This window comes from Streptacidiphilus sp. MAP12-33, assembly GCF_041261265.1.
Classification (GTDB): Bacteria; Actinomycetota; Actinomycetes; order Streptomycetales; family Streptomycetaceae; genus Streptacidiphilus.
In genome coordinates this window covers 80758-98386 of record NZ_JBGCCA010000033.1, presented here as the reverse complement: position 1 = coordinate 98386, position 17629 = coordinate 80758, and the positions used below count along the sequence as shown (strand labels likewise).

Genomic DNA, 17629 nt, shown 5'->3' with positions numbered 1-17629 from the left:
GCTGCTGGGCGACGGTGCGTGCGTCCGGGACGCCGGGGTCGTCGTGGTACGGACCGGGCAGCTTGTGGGCCAGGGCCTCAGCCTGGTCGGCGACCAGGCGCAGGTGCTTCTGGTAGTCGTCGAGAGTCGGTGCGGATGCGGGGGCGGGCGTGCTGGGCTCCGTTTGTAGCGGCGGTGACCGGCGCGGTGGCTGCCGGGTCAGGGACGGCGGAACGGCAGGACGGTCGCTGACGTCGGCGGTGCACCGGGGGGCGAGGTGGGCGGGGCCGCCACCATCAGCAGGTGCCGCGTCCGCTGACGAGCTGCGCCTGGGCGAGGCTCGTGCTCGCCGGCAGCAGGGTGCATCGGCGCAGGGTGGCGCGCGGGCGGGTCGGCGAGGGCGACCGCTGCTGCGGGCAGCGGCACCTTGGGCCAGGGCGGGCCCGCGGTGACGGCCGTGCTGATGGCGAGGAGATCGGCCGAGAGAGCGTGCAGGCCCAACCGAGTGCTCTCCAAGCCCTGGGCGACGACGGCCTCCAGAGCGTCGAGCTGACGGGCGTTGAGGGAGGCGGCGCCTGCGTCGAAGAGGTGGGCTGCGGCCTCCAGGGTCTCCCCGAGCACCGCGCCGACCAGGCCCAACCGGGCTGCCGCCCAGGCGAACACGAGCGCACCGGTGCGGGCCGCGGGCTGCCCTGGGGACGCCTGGTTGAAGCGGGCGGCGTTGACGGCTGTGCGCTGCTGCAGGGCGAGGACATCCTGGAACTGCTCGGCGAGGTCGACCGGTTCGGCGGGAGGCACCCCTCCGAGCGCCGCCTTCCCGGCGTCGGAGGCCAGGAGACGCAGGAGGCGCCCGACCTCGTGCTGGTCGTCGGTCATCGGCGGCCCCGGGCAGCAGGCTCGGCGACGGGTCGGGAGGGCGGGGGCTCCGCGGGGCCGGCAGCGATGGCGGTGGCGAAGCCGAGGATCTCCTGGTGGCCGCGGTCGGCCTCCATCTCTGCTTCGGCCAGCGCCGCCAGTGCCGCCTTGTGGCGGCGCTGGTGCAGGGACTCGGCCGCGCTGCGCGGGGCGCCGCGCTCGGTCATGGCGCACTTGACGGACAGGTCGAAGGCAACGCCGAGGTGCCGGGTGATCGTGGCGGCACGGACGGCCGCTGCCGAGTAGGCCCTGGCTAACGCCGGATTGGCGCCGTTCGGCTTCCGGTGCTGCCCGGCGTGCTCCGTGCACTGGCGCTCGAACGCGAGGGCCTGGGCCATTCGTTCGGACACGGCGGCGGGGGCGGGAGCCAGCTGGCCTGGCCCAGGGGGCGCGGCGGCAACGCGGCCGAGCAGGCGCAGCATCCCGGCGACCGTGGTCAGGTCGCGCATGGAGGCGTTGGGTGTGCTGGTCAGGGTGACTCCGGGGGTTCGCAGGTCAGCGCCGGGGCGGGGCGGGTTCGACAGGGGCTGGGGCGGACCGGTCTGCCGCTCCGGCGGTGCGGGTGGCGGCCTGGCGCCGGGTGCCCAGGACCACGGGCCCGCGACGGTCCGAAGCGGGGGTGCCGAGAGCGGCGCGATGGCGCTGCTGGAGGCGGTCGGCGGGCTCCAGCGCGCGCAGCGAGTCGCCGAGGAGGGTGCCGGCGGAGACGGAGGCGTCCAGTGCCAGGACGCGAACGATCCCAGCGGAGGTGGCAGAGGCGCGTAGGAGCGACACCCGTAGGACGCGCTCGGCCCAGTAGCCCGGATCACCCGGCATGCCCGGCCCCATCAGGCTCCGGACTTCCTCGACCGTGGTCGTCCCGTCGGCGAGGGCTCCGCGTCGCTGCACCTCCCACAGGGTGGTGAGTTCGTCGACCGGTTCGCCCCGGTGCGCGAGGGCGGTCAGGGCCTGGTAGACGGCGCGGTGCTCCGGCGCCAGGAAGTCGCCGCCGGTCAGCCAGGAGGCGATCTCGCTGATCCGAGCCGGGGACTCGACGAGGGAGGGCAGCAGCATGCGTTCGTCGTCGCGGGCGGCGTCGGCCGCGCGGCCGGACAGGAGAGCAACGGCGGCGGTCGGCTCGGGCAGCGGCTTCGTCGACCGGACGTCGATCGTTCCCCACGCGCCGGTGAGCTGGTCGATCACCGTGTGCAGCGCGACCGTCAGGTCGACCGTGGTCCGGACGGAGCCGCTCTCGGCGGCGGCCAGCAGCCGGTGCGCGTGCTGCTCCAAGGCGCGGCGCACCGCAGTCTCCAGCACCATCCGCCCGTACGCGGCTGCGTGCGCCGCCGTCGGACACGCCGAGATCAACGACTGGCCGTAGCTGGCGCTGAAGCCTGGGATGGTACGAGCACCGGACGCCATCGCGCGCAGTGCCCAGTCGCGGCGCTCGTCACCGGTGACGGGCAGCGGCACCTCGTCGAGCTGGGCGAGCAGGACCGCGAAGAACTGGCCGTGGGCCGGCCGGAGGAAATGACGCGGCTCCAACCAAGCACGCAACGAATCCAGTTGGGCGGGGGCGAGGAGGCAGGCGCCGAGCACGGCCTGCTCTGCCTCCAGCTGCGGACTGAGGCCGGGGCTGTCGACGCTCACGGGCGCCGCCCGGGCGAGGTGGCGGGGGCCAGGAGCGAGGCGAGCGCCTCCAGGTCGCGGGTGAGGGCGTCGTCTTCGATCGAGACGTGACCGAGGCCGACGGCCAGGTGCCAGCGGCCGTCGATCCGTGAGACGGGGAGCGACGGTAGCGCGCCGGGGTCCGTGTCCGGGCGGGGGTTCGTTGGCGCGCTGGGAGACAGCAAAGGGGAGTGCACAGTGAACAAGTCCGTTGTGAGTTGAAGAGCTTGGTGGGTTGCTCGGCCGCGGGCCGGACTCAGCCCCGTGAGCTGCGGAGGCGCTGTGCGGGCAGAGGCCGGTCAGCGTCGACAGGGGCGGGCTCGCTGGCCCGTAGCGCTTGGCGGACGGCGGCCTGGCGGGCGGCGTAGCGGGAGAGCGCGGACTGGTAGGCGGCCCAGGCGCCGGAACTGGAGAGCCGGTCCGGTGCGACGGGCGGGCGGTCGGGTATGCGGTCGATGGTGGGTCTCCCGAAGTAGTGGAGGGGGCAACGGCCTCCCCGGCTCCGGCGTGCGGCCGGGCGCCGGAGCCGGGGAAGGGTCACCGGGGGCGGGCCGCCCGGCTGCGCGCGGTGGGTGCGGCGGCCACGAAGAGGTCGTCGAAGCCGGGCAGCATCTGCACCTGGGCGGTGCCGGTGGAGGTGGCCGCGGTCGCCCTGGGCGAAGCGGGCTCGGCGGCGGCAGGGGCCGCCAGGGCCAGGCTCTCCGGGCTGTAGATCGTGTCCAGGTACTGGGAGACCGGCCGCTCCCACTCCTTGCGCAGGATCGCGCCGCCGACCACCCGGGCGGCCTCGGTGGGGATCACAATGTCGGCGAGCTGCTGGCACGCGGAGGAGCGGGAGCCAGTCCACGGGTAGTCGGCCGGCATCGCGACGGTGAGGGCCGCCTCCGGAACCGTGTACTTCCGGTCCTTGTTGTCCGACCAGTACCAGCCGCGGATCTTGCTGGTGGTGCCAGGCGCCGTGCGGTCGGCCGAGAACTCGTTGCCGCCGGAAGTACGGCGGGTGCCACGGGTGTTGATGCGCACGCCTTCGGGCCAACCGAGGGACTCGGCGAGAGTGCGGCCGAGCACCGGCGTGGCAGGCTGCATGGCATGCAGGTTGACGTAGTGGTGGCGCCCGGCCACCAGGTAGACGCGCCGCCGGTGGGCAGCAACGCCTACGTCAGCGGCGTCAAGGACCTGGTAGTCGGCTGAGCACCAGTCAGCGATCTGCAATTCCTCGGTGATGGCGTCCAGCACCACCTCCGGCAGCGCGCTGCTCTGCTCCATCGCCATCCAGCGCAAGTTGTCGTAGCGGGCAGTGAGCGCCAGCGACCAGATCAGCGACTCGGCGATCAGCCCGATGCGCTCGTCACTCATCTGCGGCACCAGGGAGCGGGCCTCGTCGAAGGTCAGCAATGGGCCGGTGAAGCCGTTGTAGCCGTCCCACTCGGGGTCCGAGCAGATACCGCAGATGTCCGCGGCCTCGCACTCGCCGGTGTCGTGGTAGTGCCCGAAGGTCGCCTCGCACGCCATGGTGAGCGTGTCCAAGAGCAACTCGACGTTGCGCTCCTGGTGACCCGCGCGCTTGCCGGCCGGTGACCACACCTGGCACGGCGCGCTGACCGTGAGCCCCTCGACGTACCGCAGCGCCGGGTGCACCGGGTCGAGGCTCCGCACGTCGGCGACGATGCGCCGGTGACCAGCTGCGACGGCGGTCGCCGAGGCGTCCCAGCCGATCTCGACGCCGACCACGTCGAACCCCGAAGGGTCAAGAACCCGCAGTCCCTGCTCCCAACCACCAGGACCAGCAAATAGGTTGACGACTCGCTGGGGATCGCCGGGTCGCGGCGGGAACAACCAGGACACAGGCCAGGGGTGGGCGAGGGCGACCAGTCGGTCGTGCGTCCAGGGGCCCATCTGCGGGCCCTCATCGGGCCAGCGCAGGTCGCCGGCCGTGGACAACCGCGGCCGGAAGTCCCGCGGCGGGATCTCGGGGTACCGGTAGCTCAGTGCAGCCCCCGACCAGTCGCCTGGCCCGATGCCGCGGCGGATCGCGGGACGCCGGTGGTCGACCGGTCCGCCACCGCCACCGAAGCGGCCGTCAGAGAGGTGCTCCGCGCTGCGCCGACGCGCATGCCATCGGCGGCGGGAGGGCACGCAGCGAAGTCGGTGGTGATCGCTTCCCCGATCTCGGCGAGGGCGGCGGCGTGCTTCCTGAACACCTCGCCGTAGCCCGGGTGCTCTGCCTCGCCGGCGCTGCGAGCCAGCCAGGTCAGCGCCGTGCGGAGCTTGCGCAGTGAGGCCAGCCCGTCGGGCAGCCCGAGCGGCGCGCTGTCGGCGGCCTGCGACTCACCGGCCAGCGGGAGCAGGGAGGTGTGGATCTCGCTCGCCACCTCCCGCAGCACCTCCGCGTGCGCGAAAGCGTTCCCAGGCAGGGTCTGCGGGTAGGCGGAGCCGACGTGGTCCAGCCGCCGCGCCAATCCGTGCAGCGCCCCCAACCGGGCGAGGGCGACGAACTCCGGGTCGGCTGGCGGGGCGAAGGCGCCGGTATAGACCTCCACAGCGTCGCGGAGCCGGTCCGGCCGCAGACAGTGCGGCTGCAGCAGGTCCCGCTGATTCAGCCGGTCGAGTTCGCCGCTGCGCGCATCACGGGGATAGAGGCTCTCGTCGAAGAGGCGGTGGTCGGCGAAGCTGAACCAGTTCGAGTCCACCTCGCCAGCGGCCGGGGAGACGACCCCGACCCGGATGCCGGACCAGGTGTCCTGCCGGATGGTCTGGGTCAGCGTGGCGACCACGACCATGCCGCCACGGCGGGCCTGCTGCTGGACGCCGACGACGGTGCCGTCGGGGAACGGGCTGATCAGGCTAAGCGCCTTGGCCCGGTCGACGGGAGTGCGCCAGGGATCCAAGTGAGGTACCTCCCGGTGGTGTGAGGGCAGGGTCAGCGTGAGCGGGCCGGGCGAGGCGACGGTGCCGAGCCCGGGGCAGTCACGCGACCGCCTCGCCGGAGCGGCAGCTGAACGGAGAGCAGCCGTCCTCGGGCCCGGTCTCCAGCTCCTCCTCGGCCGGCGTGAGCTGCTGCAGGGCGCGGAGTTCGGCGCGGCCGAGACGGTCGATCGGAGCCTCGGCCAGCGGGCGACGAGAACGGTGCAGGTATGCCTGCCCGAGCAGCGGGCGCCCCTCTGAATTGGCCCGAGCATTTCCGGCGCGGATCGCGGCATCGAACTCGACGACGTCGGCCCACTCCTCGGGCGAACCGTCGCGGATTTGCCTCCACTGGGCATTTCCGTGAAATGGGCATCCGAGGCATGCGGATTTCGGGGTGGATTCCCAGCCGTGATCGGCGAGCAGCTTGAGGCAGTCCTGGCGGGACAGGCCGAGATCGATCAAAGGAAAGCTGTGGCGGGTGTACTTGACGTCAGAGTCCTTGGCGCGGTGGAATTCGTCAGTCGAGATCCCGATCCACTGCTCGACGTACACCCCGCGCGGCACCCGCGCCGGGTACGGGTAGCCGAGAATACGGCGCACTTCCCGCTTAATCGGCTTTATCTTATATTCGCCCGTGCATTGGCGCCGGGTCATCCCCGAACTGCCATCCTTGTTCAGAATGTACAAGGGCATGGAGGCGAAGCGGTGGCCCGGGTCGAGGGCGTCCGCTCGGATGTTCCCCGAGGACACGCGGAGAATCGGGATATTGGCAGGGTGGGGGACCAGGCGCTCCACCTCGTCCAAATGCCGGTAAACGGCCGCAGGCTCCCAGCCGGTGTCCGCAAAAATCGCGTAATCGAGCGTCGGCAGCTCGCCGATCGCAGACAGCAGGAGGAGCGTCGTAGATTGCACGCCGGCACCTAGCGACAAAATGCGGTGGGCGGGCTCGGGGGTGTAACTCATGCGGCCTCACCCGCCGCAGCGAGAGCGCGCTCGGTGATGAGATCGGTCTGCCGCGAGGACGCCTTGCCGATCGCACCGGCACCCGGCTCCTTGTACCAAGGCCGCAGGTCAAGCATGGCGGGGCGCATGCCAGTGGCGAACAGCAACGCGGTGCCCTTACGCAGGGCGCGGATCTGGTCGGGCGGCAGAATGCGCTCCTGACGCATGCTCGTCGAGGTGGACCGCCCGGATTCCGAGGTGGAGTGCGAAACGGTTTCGACATCGTGCTCACCAACCAGGCGGGACAGCTTGTCCGCGAAATCCGCGTCGTCAATGCCGGAGCCCACTACCTTGACCGTGGCGGCGGACCACATCGCGTCCATGCCGGTCTCGCCCCAGACTTTCTGGCCCTGTCGATAGGACTGCAAAATGGTGATCGGGATGACCCCTCGTGACCCCAGATGTGAATACAGGTCGGGGAGATCCGAGATCTTGCACACATTCGCGGCTTCGTCGAGAATCGCGAGGAGCGGAGGATCGAGCCGTCCGCCGGCACGCTCGGCCTGAATCACTGCGGTGCGCATCACGGAGTCTGCTGCCGCGGCGATCAGGGCGCCCGCAGATCCACCGCCGTCCTTGGACAGCAGGTAGAGGGTGTCCTTGTCGGTGACGAATTCCTCGGGCTTGAACTGCGGAAGGTCCGGATTCGGGGTGACCCAGCGGGAGATCTTCGGGTCGAGAAGGCAGGCCGCATACTGGCGGGCAGTCTCGTAAATACCGTCGCGGGTTTCAACCGCGCCGGAAACGGTGCCTTGGAGCTGGTCCGCGATGGCGAGCAGCTTGTGGTCGCGGAGAATGTCGATCGGCGTCCGGTTGGAGGGCACCGCGAGCCACTTCAGAACATCCGTGATCGGGCGCCGGTCACATCCGGCCGCCAGGAAAAGCGCACACAAGGTGTTCTGGGCGGCGGTGCTCCAGAAATCCCCCTGCGAGCTTTCGTCGACCGCCGCGGCGACGAAGTGCCCGGCGAGACGGCGTGCGCCGGGGAGGTCCTTGGCGTCGGCCAGGATGTCCCACCACATGCTCTGCGGGGTGTGGGCGATGCCCTGCGGGTCCATCGTCCAGACGCGGCCGGCCTCGGACCGCGCCTCCAGGGTCGCTGTGTAGGCGTCCCGCGCGGCCTTGTTGCTGGTCAGGAGGACGGGGCCGGGAGCCCGCAGGATCGCTGGGACGGCCAGGCTGGTGGTCTTTCCGGAGCGCGGCGCCATGATGGCGACGCACACGTCCTCCCAGGAGGCGCGAACCTCCGGGCCGGAAGGGCCGAGGTTGCCGAGCAGCAACCCGCTGTCATCGGGGCGGATTGCCCGGTCTTTTACAGTCCGCGAGACTCGGACGCAGGTCACGGGCCTTGGCGGTGATCTCGGCGGGCAGCAGCGGCGCGAGGTCGCGGGAGGTGGCGAGGCCGCTGGGCTTGCTCCGGTGTCGGGACCAGAGCCACAGGCCGGTGGCGGCCAGGGCGAGCGCGGCGATGCCGGGGACGACGCGGGTGGCGATCAGCAGCGCCATCGACGACAAGTGCGGGTAGAGCTGGCCGGGGTGCAGTGCGGCGGTCACCGGCTCGAAGGGGGCGTGCCAGGGGCCGCTTCCCGTCAAAGAGTTGGCGGTGTTGCCGCCGGTCCAGGCGAGGGAGCCGAAGACGGCGAGGGCGGAGCCTGCACCTATGAGGGCGTAGAGCAGGGCGTCGGTGCCCGGACTCTGCGATGGGCTTTTCGGGGTGGCGGGCAGGGGTGGGTCCTTACAAGGGATGGGAGTTGGCGCGCCGGGGGCGGACGGCACGAGAAGCAGGGGCCGCGTTGGCCGGGCCGCCGACGTCGGCGGCCCGGCACACGGCGATGGCGGTCAGGGGGAGGGCTCCGTGTCGGCCGTGCCCTCACGGACCTGCCGGGCGGCCTCCGCCAGGCGCTTCTCGGCAACGCCGGCGTAGTGGTCGGTGACCTCGATGCCGACGAAGCTCCGACCCTCCAGCAGCGCGGCCACCCCGGTGGAGCCGCTGCCCATGCAGAAGTCCAGGACGGTGCCGCCCGGATTGGCGATCTTGACCAGCTCGCGCATCACGCTGACGGGCTTCTGGGTGATGTGCACCCGGCCCGAGCCCTTGGGCTGGGAGGCCGTGTAGAGGCCCGGCAGGTAGACGGGGTTGGCGTCGGCGTCCATCGCGCCCTTGGAACCCCACAGCACGAACTCGCAGTGCTGGGTGAACCTTCCGCGCTGCGGGCGGGCGGCGGGCTTGTACCAGGCCAGCGCGCCGCGCCAGATCCAGCCGCCGGCCTGCAGGGCGTCGGCGGTGGAGCCGAGCTGGCGCCAGTCGGTGAAAACGAGCGCTGTGCCGCCGTCGCGGGTGGCGCGGTAGGACTCGGCGAGCAGCTGGGACAACCAGTACGTGTAGGAGCGCTGGTCCTTGTTCTCGCCGGGGAAGGACTCCAGCGTGTGCTGCGATCCCGCGGTGGTGTACTTCTCGCGGGCAGTGCGGGCGGTGCGCTCCTTGGCCGTGCGCCCACCGCTGTTGTAGGGCGGGTCGGTGATGACGCAGTCGACGGACTGCGAGGGGATGTCGGCGAGCCGGAGCAGGGCGTCGCCGCGGTGGATCTTGTAGCTCAGGGGGGCTCCTGCAGAACGGGGACAGGGGTGTCGTCGCCCTCGGCCGCCCGTGCGGTCGGGGCGGCAGCGCGAAGCGCGGACCGTGCGGGCCTGGGGCTTTCGCGGGGCGGAAATGGCACGTTAGGCGTTCTCCGGCCGGAAACCTAAAAAGGGCCGTGCTTTCCACCGGAGCGTGATCTTTTTAGGTTTCCGGCCGACCGGCGTCTAACGTCCTCCACGTCGCACGGCGAACCCGGGCCGACCGATGCAAGAACCCTTTTTAGGTTTCCGGCCGACCGGCTCCTACTGTGTGACACCCCGGCAGGACCGGGCCCCTCCGCGCCAGGTGACGGCACCCATGGCCAGCGGCCGGAGAGGGTCCGAGCTTGCCGGGTCCACCTGGCCCTTGAGCAGGCCGCATCCCTGCCTTTTAGGAAAACGGCCGCGCCGGGCCTACGGTCGAAAAACCACGTCCTCCGAATTCCGTCATGTCACGGAAAGGGCACCGCCATGCCTTTTCGCAGATTACGAGGGCGGCTTGCTGCCGCTCCCGACCCGTCCCGGCCGCGCCTTCGCGGCTGGGACGGCGCCCCCGCTCCCGCCTGAAATGGAGACCCCCATCAGCTCTCTGAACCCGCGCCTGCCCGGGCCCCCGACCGACCTCCCGGCCGCCGTCGAAGGCGGTCGGCCGGCCGTCCGATGAGCTGGCAGAAGGTGGCGTGCGGCTGTGCCGCGTTCATCCTGGGCGTTCCCATCGCGATCGGCTTCCCGGCCGTGGCGGTGATGGCGAACGACGCCGCCATCAAGGCCAACTGCACCACCGGAGGTCAGCAGGTGGACGTCGCGGCCGTCGCCGCTCAGGTCCAGCAGATCCTGTCCGGTAAGGGTGGGCCCACCGTGCCGGTGTCCGGCCTGGACGAGCCGACGACCCAGATCCCGAACGCCAAGGCCATCGTGGCCACCGGCATCGCGATGCAGGTCCCGGCGCGCGGCCAAGTCATCGCCCTGGCAACCGCGTTGCAGGAGTCCGGTCTCCAAAACCTTTCGTACGGCGACCGGGACTCGTTGGGCCTGTTCCAGCAGCGTCCGAGCCAGGGCTGGGGCACCCCGGCCCAGCTGCAGGATCCCGTCTACGCCTCCACCGCCTTCTACAAGGCGCTGCTGCAGGTGGACGGGTGGCAGCAGCTGCCGCTTACCGAGGCGGCGCAGGCCGTCCAGAAGTCCGGCTTCCCGGACGCCTACGCCAAGTGGGAGAGCCTGGCCAACGCTCTGCAGCAGGCCATCTCCCAGGCGCTGGGCGGCAGTTCCGCGACCCCGGCGCCGTCGCCCTCGCCCGGCTCACCGCCTCCGGCCGCGACTTGGTGCGGAACGGGCGGTTCGGGCATCGACTGGGGGACGATCCCGCCGGGCACCCTGCCCGCCGGGTACGTGATCCCGACCGACGCGCCACCCGCAGTGCAGTCCGCAATCCGTTACGCACTCGGGCAGTTGGGCACCCCATACCAATGGGGCGGCTCGTGCACCGCGCCGCACGGCCCCGACCCGATGGGCCGCTGCGACTGCTCCAGCCTGGTGCAGCAGTCGTACCACGCCGGCGGCATCACGCTGACCCGCACCACGTACACGCAGGTCAGCGAGGGCACCGCCATCTCGGTCGACGCCCTCAAGCCCGGCGACCTGCTGTTCACCGAACCCGGCCCCAATGGCCCCAACCACGTGGGCATGTACATCGGGCAGGGCCTCGTCGTCCAGGCGCCGCACACAGGCGCCGTCGTCGACGTGACCAGTCTCGCCTCCTGGCGGTCCGCCATCGTCGCCGCCCGCCGCATCGTCCCCTGACGCCAACTGCGGCCCTTTCCAGCGCACTTCGCGCGCCTCTCCGCCCTTGTCACGCCGCGGCCCGGCCGCGTCTACCCCATCCCCCAGCTTGTGGAGTGTGATTGACCACCTACCTCGCCAACGCCGCCGCCAAGGTCCAGCAGCTGGCGTTCGACCCCGGCATCAAGCCCTCCGAGGGCGGACTTCCCGGTCTCGACGTGCTCAAGAGCACCGTCGGCTCGATCAACCTGTTCGCGATCATCGCGGTCGTCGGTGCGATGTGCGTCTCCGGCATCGTGTGGGCGTGGGGCCACCACACCGGCTCCCACGGCAGTGAGCAGAAGGGGAAGCAGGGCGCGCTGGTCGCGGCCGGCTGCGCGCTTCTCCTCGGCGCTGCCAACGGCATCGTGGCGTTCTTCAGCAACGTCGGGACGAGCGTCCACTGATGCCCAAGCCCCAGCCGTTCAAGCCCGGCGGGCAATCGCTGATGGCCCGTCGCGTGCTGGTCGGCCTGGTGGCGCTGGTGGCCGTCGCCCTGGTGGCCGGGCTCATCGCCCGGTACACCGGCGGCGGCCACCGCAGCCAGGCCGCCCCCGCCGCCACCGCCGGGGCCTCGCCCATCAGCGGGTCCACCGCCGGGCCGAGCACCGAGCCGACCGGCGCTGCGGCCACCAAGCCGGTCGCCCCGCCGCCGCACACCACCGATCCGATCGTGTTCGCGAAGGCGTTCGCGCAGGCGCTGTGGACCTACGACACCCGCACCGCGTCCCAGCCGCAGCAGCTCGCCGGGCTGCACGCCTGGCTGACCAGCGAGACCACGTACGCCGACCCGGTCGCCCTCGCCAGCCAGGTCCCCGACCCCACCCTGTGGGACCGGATGCGCGACAACGGCCAGTTCGCCAGCGGGAAGGTCAACGAGGCGCACCTGCCGACCGCGTTCAACCAGGCCGTGGCCGCCGACCCCACCAAGCTCACGGTCGCCTACGTGTACGCGGTCACCGTCACCGGCTCCCAGTCCATCACCTGGACCGGAGGTGGACGGGGCGACGAGCAGCGGGCGATCACCCTCGCCGTGCAGTGCCGCCCCGGCCACGACTGCGCTCTCGCGTCGATCGCCCCGACCGTCTACCCCTGACCCGCCACCTATAAGAAAGGAGGGGGTGCCCTATCGGGTTCTGTGACCTCCCTCTCGCCGGCGCCCTGTGCGACGTCACCCCCGGTGGCATCGCCGACTCGATCACCGGCTCCATCGGCAACTGGATCGCCCGCAGCTGCGGTGATCTCGCGCAGAGCGCAGCGAATCTCGCTTCCCAAGCGGTGGACGCCACCACATCCGTCGACCTGGGCGCCAGCTGGTTTCGCGAGAACTACGCGATCATCCTGCCGATCGGGTTGATCGCCATCGTCGGCACGTTCTGTCTGCAGCTGATGCGCGCGGCCTGGAAACGCGACGGCCAAGCCCTGTCGCAGGCCCTGACGGGGACGATCTCCGGCGTCCTGTTCTCCTTCGTCGCCGTCGCCGGTACGGGCATCGCCCTGTCCGTGGTGGACGCGCTATCAAGCGGCTTGTTCCACGTTGCCAACACCAGCACCTCGGACGCCGTCACCAGGGTCATCAAGGTCGGCGAGATCGCCGGTACGGCCGGACTCGGCTGGGGGGTGCCCTCGCTGGTCGCGCTGGGCTGCGTGGTCGGTGCCGTCATGTACTGGGGCACGATGGTGCTGCGGAAGGTCGCCCTCCTCGTCCTCGTCACGCTGGCCGTCTTCGCGGGAGCTGGTGGCGGCTGGGAACCGGCGGCACGCTGGCGCCGTGCCTGGATCGAGGCAACCGCTGCCCTCGTATTCTCCAAGCTGGTCATGACCATCGTCTTCTTGATCGGCGTCTCCGCGATCGGCAACTCCAACAGCAGCGGCGGCGTTGGGGCGCTTTCGGACATCATGTCCGGGATGGTCGTGATGGTCCTGGTTCTGTTGTGCCCGATGGTCACCTATAAGTTCATCCACTGGGCTGCGGACGGCACTGCCTCCGACCTGCATCGGACCACCAGCGCGGGCCTGCAAACCGCAGCCGCAGCCGCTCGCAAGGGCGCCCAGATGGCTGCGAGTGCCGGAACCGGCGGGGCTGCAGCCGCAGCCGGGGCCGCACCCCAGGGGCCGGAGAAGGTCCCCGGCCAGGGCAGTGCCATCGGCAGCACCCCGTCCCCGTCGAGCACCCCCTCCGACGCCCCGGCGCAGACCAGCTTCGCCTACCCCGGCACCAGCACAGGTGGCGGGAACGCGGGAGCCGTTTCCAAGCCGCTGATCACCCGCCGTGCCTCCGGCACCGGCCAGCCGCTGATCACCCGCTCCGCCAGCAGCCCGTCGGGCGGCGGAACCGCACCGGCCGACGGAGGCAGCGGCGGAGCATCGCCTGCGGTAGCCGCTGCCGCCGCTCCCGGCAGCCCCGGCGTACCGGTCCCGGTCGTTCGCGGCGTCCGCCCGGCAGCCCCGCGGGCCTCCTCGCCCGCACCCGCCGGCCCGGCGACCTCCACCGCGCCGGTCGCCGGCCCCGCCCCGGCGGCGGGTCCGCCGTCCTCGCCGCTCGCCTGATCCCGCCCCGGCCGGGGCGACCACCCCACCGCCCCGGCCGGGCCCCCACCAGGAGTCGCCCCTGTCCACCGAGTTCCTCTCCACCGTGCGGTTCCCGACCCGCTCCCGCCGAGGCATCCTGCTCGGCCTGAGCCCCGCCCAGCTGACCGTCGTCGGCCTCGCGGGCGCCCTTCTGCTGGTGACCATGGTCGGCAGCGGTCTGGTCGGCGCCGTCCTGCTGACGCCCGTATGGGCACTGGCCGCCGCACTCGTCCTCATCCGCTTCCACAGCCGCTCCGTGGCAGATTGGGCCCCCATCGTCATCCGCTACTACCTGCGCCGCGCCAAGGGACAGCTGATCTGGCTCGCCCGCCCCAGCTCCCGCCCCCGCCGCGACGGCCTGCTCCACCTGCCCGGAACCACGGCGAGCCTGCGCGCGGTCACCGCCCCCAGCGGGACCATGGGCGCCGTCCACGACCCCCAGCGCGGCACCCTGATCGCCGCCATCCGCGTCACCTCCCGGGCCTTCGCCCTCCTCGACGCTCCCGCCCAGTCCGCCAACGTGTCCGGTTGGGGCCGTGCCCTGGCCGCCCTCGCCCGCACCGGCTACATCAGCGCAGTCCAGGTCATCGAGCGCACCGTGCCCGACTCGGGCGACGCGCTGCAGCGCTACTGGGCCGAGCACGGCGACCCGGACACGCCGGTCGCCGGGCCCGTCTACCAGGAACTCCTCGCCGCAGCCGGTCCGACCGCCGCGCCGCACGAGGCGTACATCGCCATCGCCCTCGACCTCAAGGCCGCCCGCCGGCTGATCGGCGAGGCCGGCGGTGGGCTCACCGGCGCCTTCACTGTCCTGTCCCAGCTCACCCCCGGATTCGAGCAGTCCCTGCGCAACGCGGGCCTGGTCCCCTCCGGCTGGCTGACCGGCCGGGAGTTCGCCGCCGTGATCCGCAGCGCCTACGACCCCAAGTCCCTTGCCCCGATGGACCAGTGGTCCGACACCGGCCGCGCCGAGGCCGACCCCGCCGCCGCCGGACCGGTCGTCCTGGTCGAGGAGAGCGAGCGCATCACCAGCGACACGGCCTGCCACGCCGTCTACTGGATCGAGCAGTGGCCGCGCAGCGAGGTGAGCCACGGCTTCCTCCACAGCCTCGTCTTCTCCGCCGGGGTACGCCGCACCCTGTCTCTCCACTACGGGCCCGAAGACCTTGACGCCGCGCTCAAGGCCGTCCAGCGGCGCAAGGCGTCGATCGTCGCCGACGCGGCCGAGCGCGTCCGCAAGGGACAGGTGGACAGTGAGGCGGACTCCATGGAGTACGCCGACGCCAAGGAGCACGAACGCGAACTGATCAGCGGCCACGCCGACGTCGACTTCACCGGCCTCGTGGTCGTCGGCGCCGACACCCCCGAGGACCTGCGCCGCCAGTGCGCCACGATCGAGACCGCAGCGGCGAGCACCAGCCTGGACCTGCGCCTCCTGAAGTTCGAGCAGGCCGAGGCGTTCTCCCGCGCCGCCCTCCCGCTCGCCCGCCTGTGACGGGAGACCGCGTGCACCACCCTCCCGCCGACAGTCCCCGGCTGCTGCGGTTCGCCACCGCCGCCGTGGACGTCCACCACCACACCAGCGCACCGGACCAACTACCAGCGTCGCGCGCCGAGTTGGATGCGCTCCATGCGCACTGCACCGCGTTGTTCCGGCTCGTCGACACCTCCACCGCGACCACCCGGCCGCACCAGCCCGCCGAGGCCGACCAGCTCCACGCCGCCCGGATCCGTCTGTGGCAGACCGCGGACGCCCTCCACTCCGCCTACCATCGCGCCCCGCGCGCCGACGGCCGCGTGCCCACCCGCGAAGCCTGCGCACTGCGACTGCCCGAGGGCGCGCCCGACCTGGTCATCTGCCAGCGCCACACCCTCGCCTCCGCCCGGATGCGGCGCATCTCCACCCCTGCCGAACTGCGCGGCACCCCGGCCTCCTCCTCCCGCGCCTGACAGGAGAAACGTCCCTGCGCACCTCCTCCGCCTCCCCCCTGTTCACCCCCAGCCGATCCGACCGGGCCTCCCGGCGTCAGGCCCGCCGCGACCTCGCCGCCGCCCGTCGCACCGCCCGCGACAACTCCCGGCCGACGCGCACCCGCACCCGCCGCGAAGAGAACGAGGAGCTGCGACCGTTCTACCCGGCCGGCGGGCGCCCCGGCCCTGCCTCCCTGCGCGGCGGCAAGCTCAAGCTGCCTGCGCACCGGATGACCACCGCGACTGCCTCCGGGGCCTACCCGTTCCTGGCCGAGGGCGGCCTCGGAAGCTCCGGCGTCCTGATAGGCCGCGACGTCCATGCCGAGGCGTCGTTCGTTTTCGACCCGTTCGCTCTCTACGGCAAGGTCGAGAACTTCACGAATCCCAACTGCCTCATCGCGGGCGTCATCGGCCAGGGCAAGTCCGCGCTGGCGAAGTCGATCGCGCTGCGCTCTACCGCCTTCGGCTACCGCGTCTACGTGGCGTCCGACCCGAAGGGCGAGTGGACGAGCGTCGCGCAGGCCGTCGGCGGCACGACCATCGCGCTCGGCCCCGGACTGCCAGGTCGCCTCAACCCGCTGGATGCGACCGCCGCGCCGGAGGGCATCTCTGAGGAGGCGTGGGCCAGCGAGGTCCGCAAGCGGCGCCTGCTGCTCCTCGGCAGTCTCGCCCGGACCGTCCTGCGCCGCGACCTGCTGCCGATGGAGTACACCGGTCTCGATGTCGCGCTGGACACCGCTGTCCGGCAGACCGCTACTGCGGGCCGGGTTCCGCTGCTCGGCGACGTGGCCGCCGTCCTCGGCCAGCCCGACCTGCTGGACTCGGCGCTCGGCGACCCGTCCCGCCGCGTCGGCGAAGCCTCCCAGGACCTCTCCCACGCCTTCCGCCGTCTGATCACCGGCGACCTCGCCGGGATGTTCGACGCACCGTCCACCGCCGTCTTCGATCCGCGCAGTCCGATGCTGACCATCGACCTGTCCCGGCTCGGGTCCAGCGGCGACGACACGGCGCTGACGCTCGCCATGACCTGCGCGTCCGCGTGGATGGAGGCTGCACTCAGCGACCCCAACGGCGGCCGGCGCTGGGTGATCTACGACGAGGCGTGGCGCATCATGCGGCACGCAGCGCTCCTGGAGCGGATGCAGGCCCAGTGGAAGCTGTCCCGTGGCCTCGGCATCGCGAACATGCTGATCATTCACCGGCTCAGCGACTTGCTGTCGGCCGGCGACCAGGGCTCCCGCGCCCGCGCACTGGCCGAGGGCCTGATGACCGACTGCGCGACCCGCGTGATCTACCGGCAGGAGGCCGACCAGCTCGCCGCCACCGCCGGGCTGCTCGGCCTGACCGGAGTGGAGACCGCCGCGATCTCCCAGCTCGGCCGGGGGCGCGGCCTGTGGAAGGTGGCCGGTCGGTCGTTTATTGTTCAACATCTTCTTCACAAGGCCGAGCTGGAGCTGTTCGACACCGATGCCCGGATGCACGACCCGGGGCATCCGGCGTGAGTCCGGCGGCCGTCACCGTTGGGCACCGTCCGGACCTGGGCCTGCTGGTCGCCGGCGCTGCGGACCGCCGCAGTGCCCGGTGGCTGGAGCAGGCCGGGTTCGTCCGCGACGACGCGCTCGACCTTCACCGCCCGCGCCGCGACACCCCCGCTTCCGTCGCCGAGCGGCAGCTGCGGGATGCGATCCGGCTGCTCACCGCCGACGGGTACGGCGTCACCAGGGTATTCAGTGAGGCTGAGCAGCGCGCGCGAATCGAGAATCGGCCGTCGTGGGTCGGGGACGGCGGGGTGCGGACTGCGCTGGACAGGATTGCCTACAGGGACAAGCTCACCGCTGACATCTGCACCGGGCACCTCACGCTGCTGGCCTCCCACGATTCACCGCACGAGCGCCGCGAGTTGCTCGGCCTCTACGCCGCCACTGGGGAAGGGGTCATCTTCTACGGGGGCATGCGGTCGTACTACGAGGTCCACCGGCACGAGGACCTGGACTCGGCGCTGATGGCGTGGACGGCCTCCGGCTACGCCACCCAACCTCCCGTCGTCGGCCCTCGCAAGACCGCGGCCCTCAGCTCGTCGCCTTCACGACCGGCGCACGCCGCCTCTGCGGCGCCGCCCTCGGCCGATCCGGCGGCGCCGCCCGCCGCCCGGGTGCGCCCGCCCTGGCCTACCACCGGCCACATACCGCGCCCCTTCTGACCG

General features: G+C 71.9%; 16 protein-coding genes and 1 pseudogene. 8 read left to right on the top strand and 9 right to left on the bottom strand.

What is annotated here, in order from left to right; translation table 11 throughout:
* Positions 1 to 198 precede the first annotated feature (198 nt).
* The 9 genes and pseudogenes from ABH931_RS28830 to ABH931_RS28790 all read right to left on the bottom strand — a co-directional run bounded on the left by ABH931_RS28830 (position 199) and on the right by ABH931_RS28790 (position 9048).
* A complete protein-coding gene (locus tag ABH931_RS28830; RefSeq protein ID WP_370119409.1) occupies positions 199 to 855 on the bottom strand; it encodes a hypothetical protein in 657 nt (218 codons plus the stop codon).
* Positions 852 to 1343, bottom strand: a complete 492-nt coding sequence (locus ABH931_RS28825) for a hypothetical protein (protein ID WP_370119406.1) — start codon at positions 1341 to 1343, stop codon at positions 852 to 854. The genes ABH931_RS28830 and ABH931_RS28825 overlap by 4 nt, the downstream gene beginning before the upstream one ends.
* Before the next feature lie 46 nt (positions 1344 to 1389).
* Complete coding sequence (locus ABH931_RS28820) at positions 1390 to 2523, bottom strand: DnaB-like helicase N-terminal domain-containing protein (protein WP_370119403.1); 1134 nt, start codon at positions 2521 to 2523, stop codon at positions 1390 to 1392.
* The gene (locus ABH931_RS28815) at positions 2520 to 2726 is read right to left on the bottom strand and encodes a hypothetical protein (protein ID WP_370119401.1); all 207 of its coding nucleotides are present in this window, start codon (positions 2724 to 2726) and stop codon (positions 2520 to 2522) included. The genes ABH931_RS28820 and ABH931_RS28815 overlap by 4 nt, the downstream gene beginning before the upstream one ends.
* 352 nt (positions 2727 to 3078) lie before the next feature.
* Positions 3079 to 4437, bottom strand: coding sequence for a DNA cytosine methyltransferase (locus ABH931_RS28810; RefSeq protein WP_370119399.1), 1359 nt, complete (start codon positions 4435 to 4437; stop codon positions 3079 to 3081).
* A gap of 89 nt (positions 4438 to 4526) precedes the next feature.
* Positions 4527 to 5429 (bottom strand): hypothetical protein, encoded by a 903-nt coding sequence (locus tag ABH931_RS28805; RefSeq protein WP_370119397.1) that lies wholly within the window; start codon positions 5427 to 5429, stop codon positions 4527 to 4529.
* A 79-nt stretch (positions 5430 to 5508) separates the two neighbouring features.
* Positions 5509 to 6411, bottom strand: a complete 903-nt coding sequence (locus tag ABH931_RS28800) for a hypothetical protein (RefSeq protein ID WP_370119395.1) — start codon at positions 6409 to 6411, stop codon at positions 5509 to 5511.
* Positions 6408 to 8175, bottom strand: a pseudogene (locus ABH931_RS28795) (type IV secretory system conjugative DNA transfer family protein). The gene ABH931_RS28800 and the pseudogene ABH931_RS28795 overlap by 4 nt, the downstream one beginning before the upstream one ends.
* A 114-nt stretch (positions 8176 to 8289) precedes the next feature.
* Positions 8290 to 9048 carry a site-specific DNA-methyltransferase gene (locus ABH931_RS28790; RefSeq protein WP_370119492.1) on the bottom strand — a complete coding sequence of 253 codons (759 nt, stop codon included), beginning with the start codon at positions 9046 to 9048 and terminating at the stop codon, positions 8290 to 8292.
* A 678-nt stretch (positions 9049 to 9726) separates the two neighbouring features.
* On the opposite strand from ABH931_RS28790, the gene ABH931_RS28785 reads away from it, so the two are divergent.
* From ABH931_RS28785 to ABH931_RS28750, 8 genes are all read left to right on the top strand, one after another.
* Positions 9727 to 10866 carry a C40 family peptidase gene (locus ABH931_RS28785; RefSeq protein ID WP_370119392.1) on the top strand — a complete coding sequence of 380 codons (1140 nt, stop codon included), beginning with the start codon at positions 9727 to 9729 and terminating at the stop codon, positions 10864 to 10866.
* A 101-nt stretch (positions 10867 to 10967) separates the two neighbouring features.
* The gene (locus ABH931_RS28780) at positions 10968 to 11291 is read left to right on the top strand and encodes a DUF6112 family protein (protein WP_370119389.1); all 324 of its coding nucleotides are present in this window, start codon (positions 10968 to 10970) and stop codon (positions 11289 to 11291) included.
* Entirely contained in the window at positions 11291 to 11980 is a 690-nt protein-coding gene (locus tag ABH931_RS28775; protein ID WP_370119386.1) for a hypothetical protein, read from the top strand. The genes ABH931_RS28780 and ABH931_RS28775 overlap by 1 nt, the downstream gene beginning before the upstream one ends.
* A 182-nt stretch (positions 11981 to 12162) precedes the next feature.
* Positions 12163 to 13434, top strand: coding sequence for an ATP-binding protein (locus tag ABH931_RS28770; RefSeq protein ID WP_370119383.1), 1272 nt, complete (start codon positions 12163 to 12165; stop codon positions 13432 to 13434).
* An 85-nt stretch (positions 13435 to 13519) separates the two neighbouring features.
* Positions 13520 to 14950: an SCO6880 family protein gene (locus ABH931_RS28765; protein ID WP_370119380.1), complete on the top strand. Its 1431-nt coding sequence runs from the start codon at positions 13520 to 13522 to the stop codon at positions 14948 to 14950.
* Positions 14951 to 14961: 11 nt separating this feature from the next.
* The gene (locus ABH931_RS28760; RefSeq protein WP_370119377.1) at positions 14962 to 15405 is read left to right on the top strand and encodes a DUF6238 family protein; all 444 of its coding nucleotides are present in this window, start codon (positions 14962 to 14964) and stop codon (positions 15403 to 15405) included.
* On the top strand, positions 15402 to 16928 hold the full coding sequence (locus ABH931_RS28755; RefSeq protein ID WP_370119489.1) for an ATP-binding protein: 1527 nt from the start codon (positions 15402 to 15404) through the stop codon (positions 16926 to 16928). The genes ABH931_RS28760 and ABH931_RS28755 overlap by 4 nt, the downstream gene beginning before the upstream one ends.
* Positions 16925 to 17626, top strand: a complete 702-nt coding sequence (locus ABH931_RS28750; protein WP_370119375.1) for a hypothetical protein — start codon at positions 16925 to 16927, stop codon at positions 17624 to 17626. The genes ABH931_RS28755 and ABH931_RS28750 overlap by 4 nt, the downstream gene beginning before the upstream one ends.
* Positions 17627 to 17629 lie beyond the last annotated feature (3 nt).

Coding starts and splice junctions, on each gene's coding strand:
- ABH931_RS28830 (WP_370119409.1), bottom strand. CDS start 855: ATGACCGACGACCAGCACGAGGTCGGGCGCCTCCTGCGTCTCCTGGCC.
- ABH931_RS28810 (WP_370119399.1), bottom strand. CDS start 4,437: ATGGGCCCCTGGACGCACGACCGACTGGTCGCCCTCGCCCACCCCTGG.
- ABH931_RS28785 (WP_370119392.1), top strand. CDS start 9,727: ATGAGCTGGCAGAAGGTGGCGTGCGGCTGTGCCGCGTTCATCCTGGGC.
- ABH931_RS28825 (WP_370119406.1), bottom strand. CDS start 1,343: ATGCGCGACCTGACCACGGTCGCCGGGATGCTGCGCCTGCTCGGCCGC.
- ABH931_RS28775 (WP_370119386.1), top strand. CDS start 11,291: ATGCCCAAGCCCCAGCCGTTCAAGCCCGGCGGGCAATCGCTGATGGCC.
- ABH931_RS28800 (WP_370119395.1), bottom strand. CDS start 6,411: ATGAGTTACACCCCCGAGCCCGCCCACCGCATTTTGTCGCTAGGTGCC.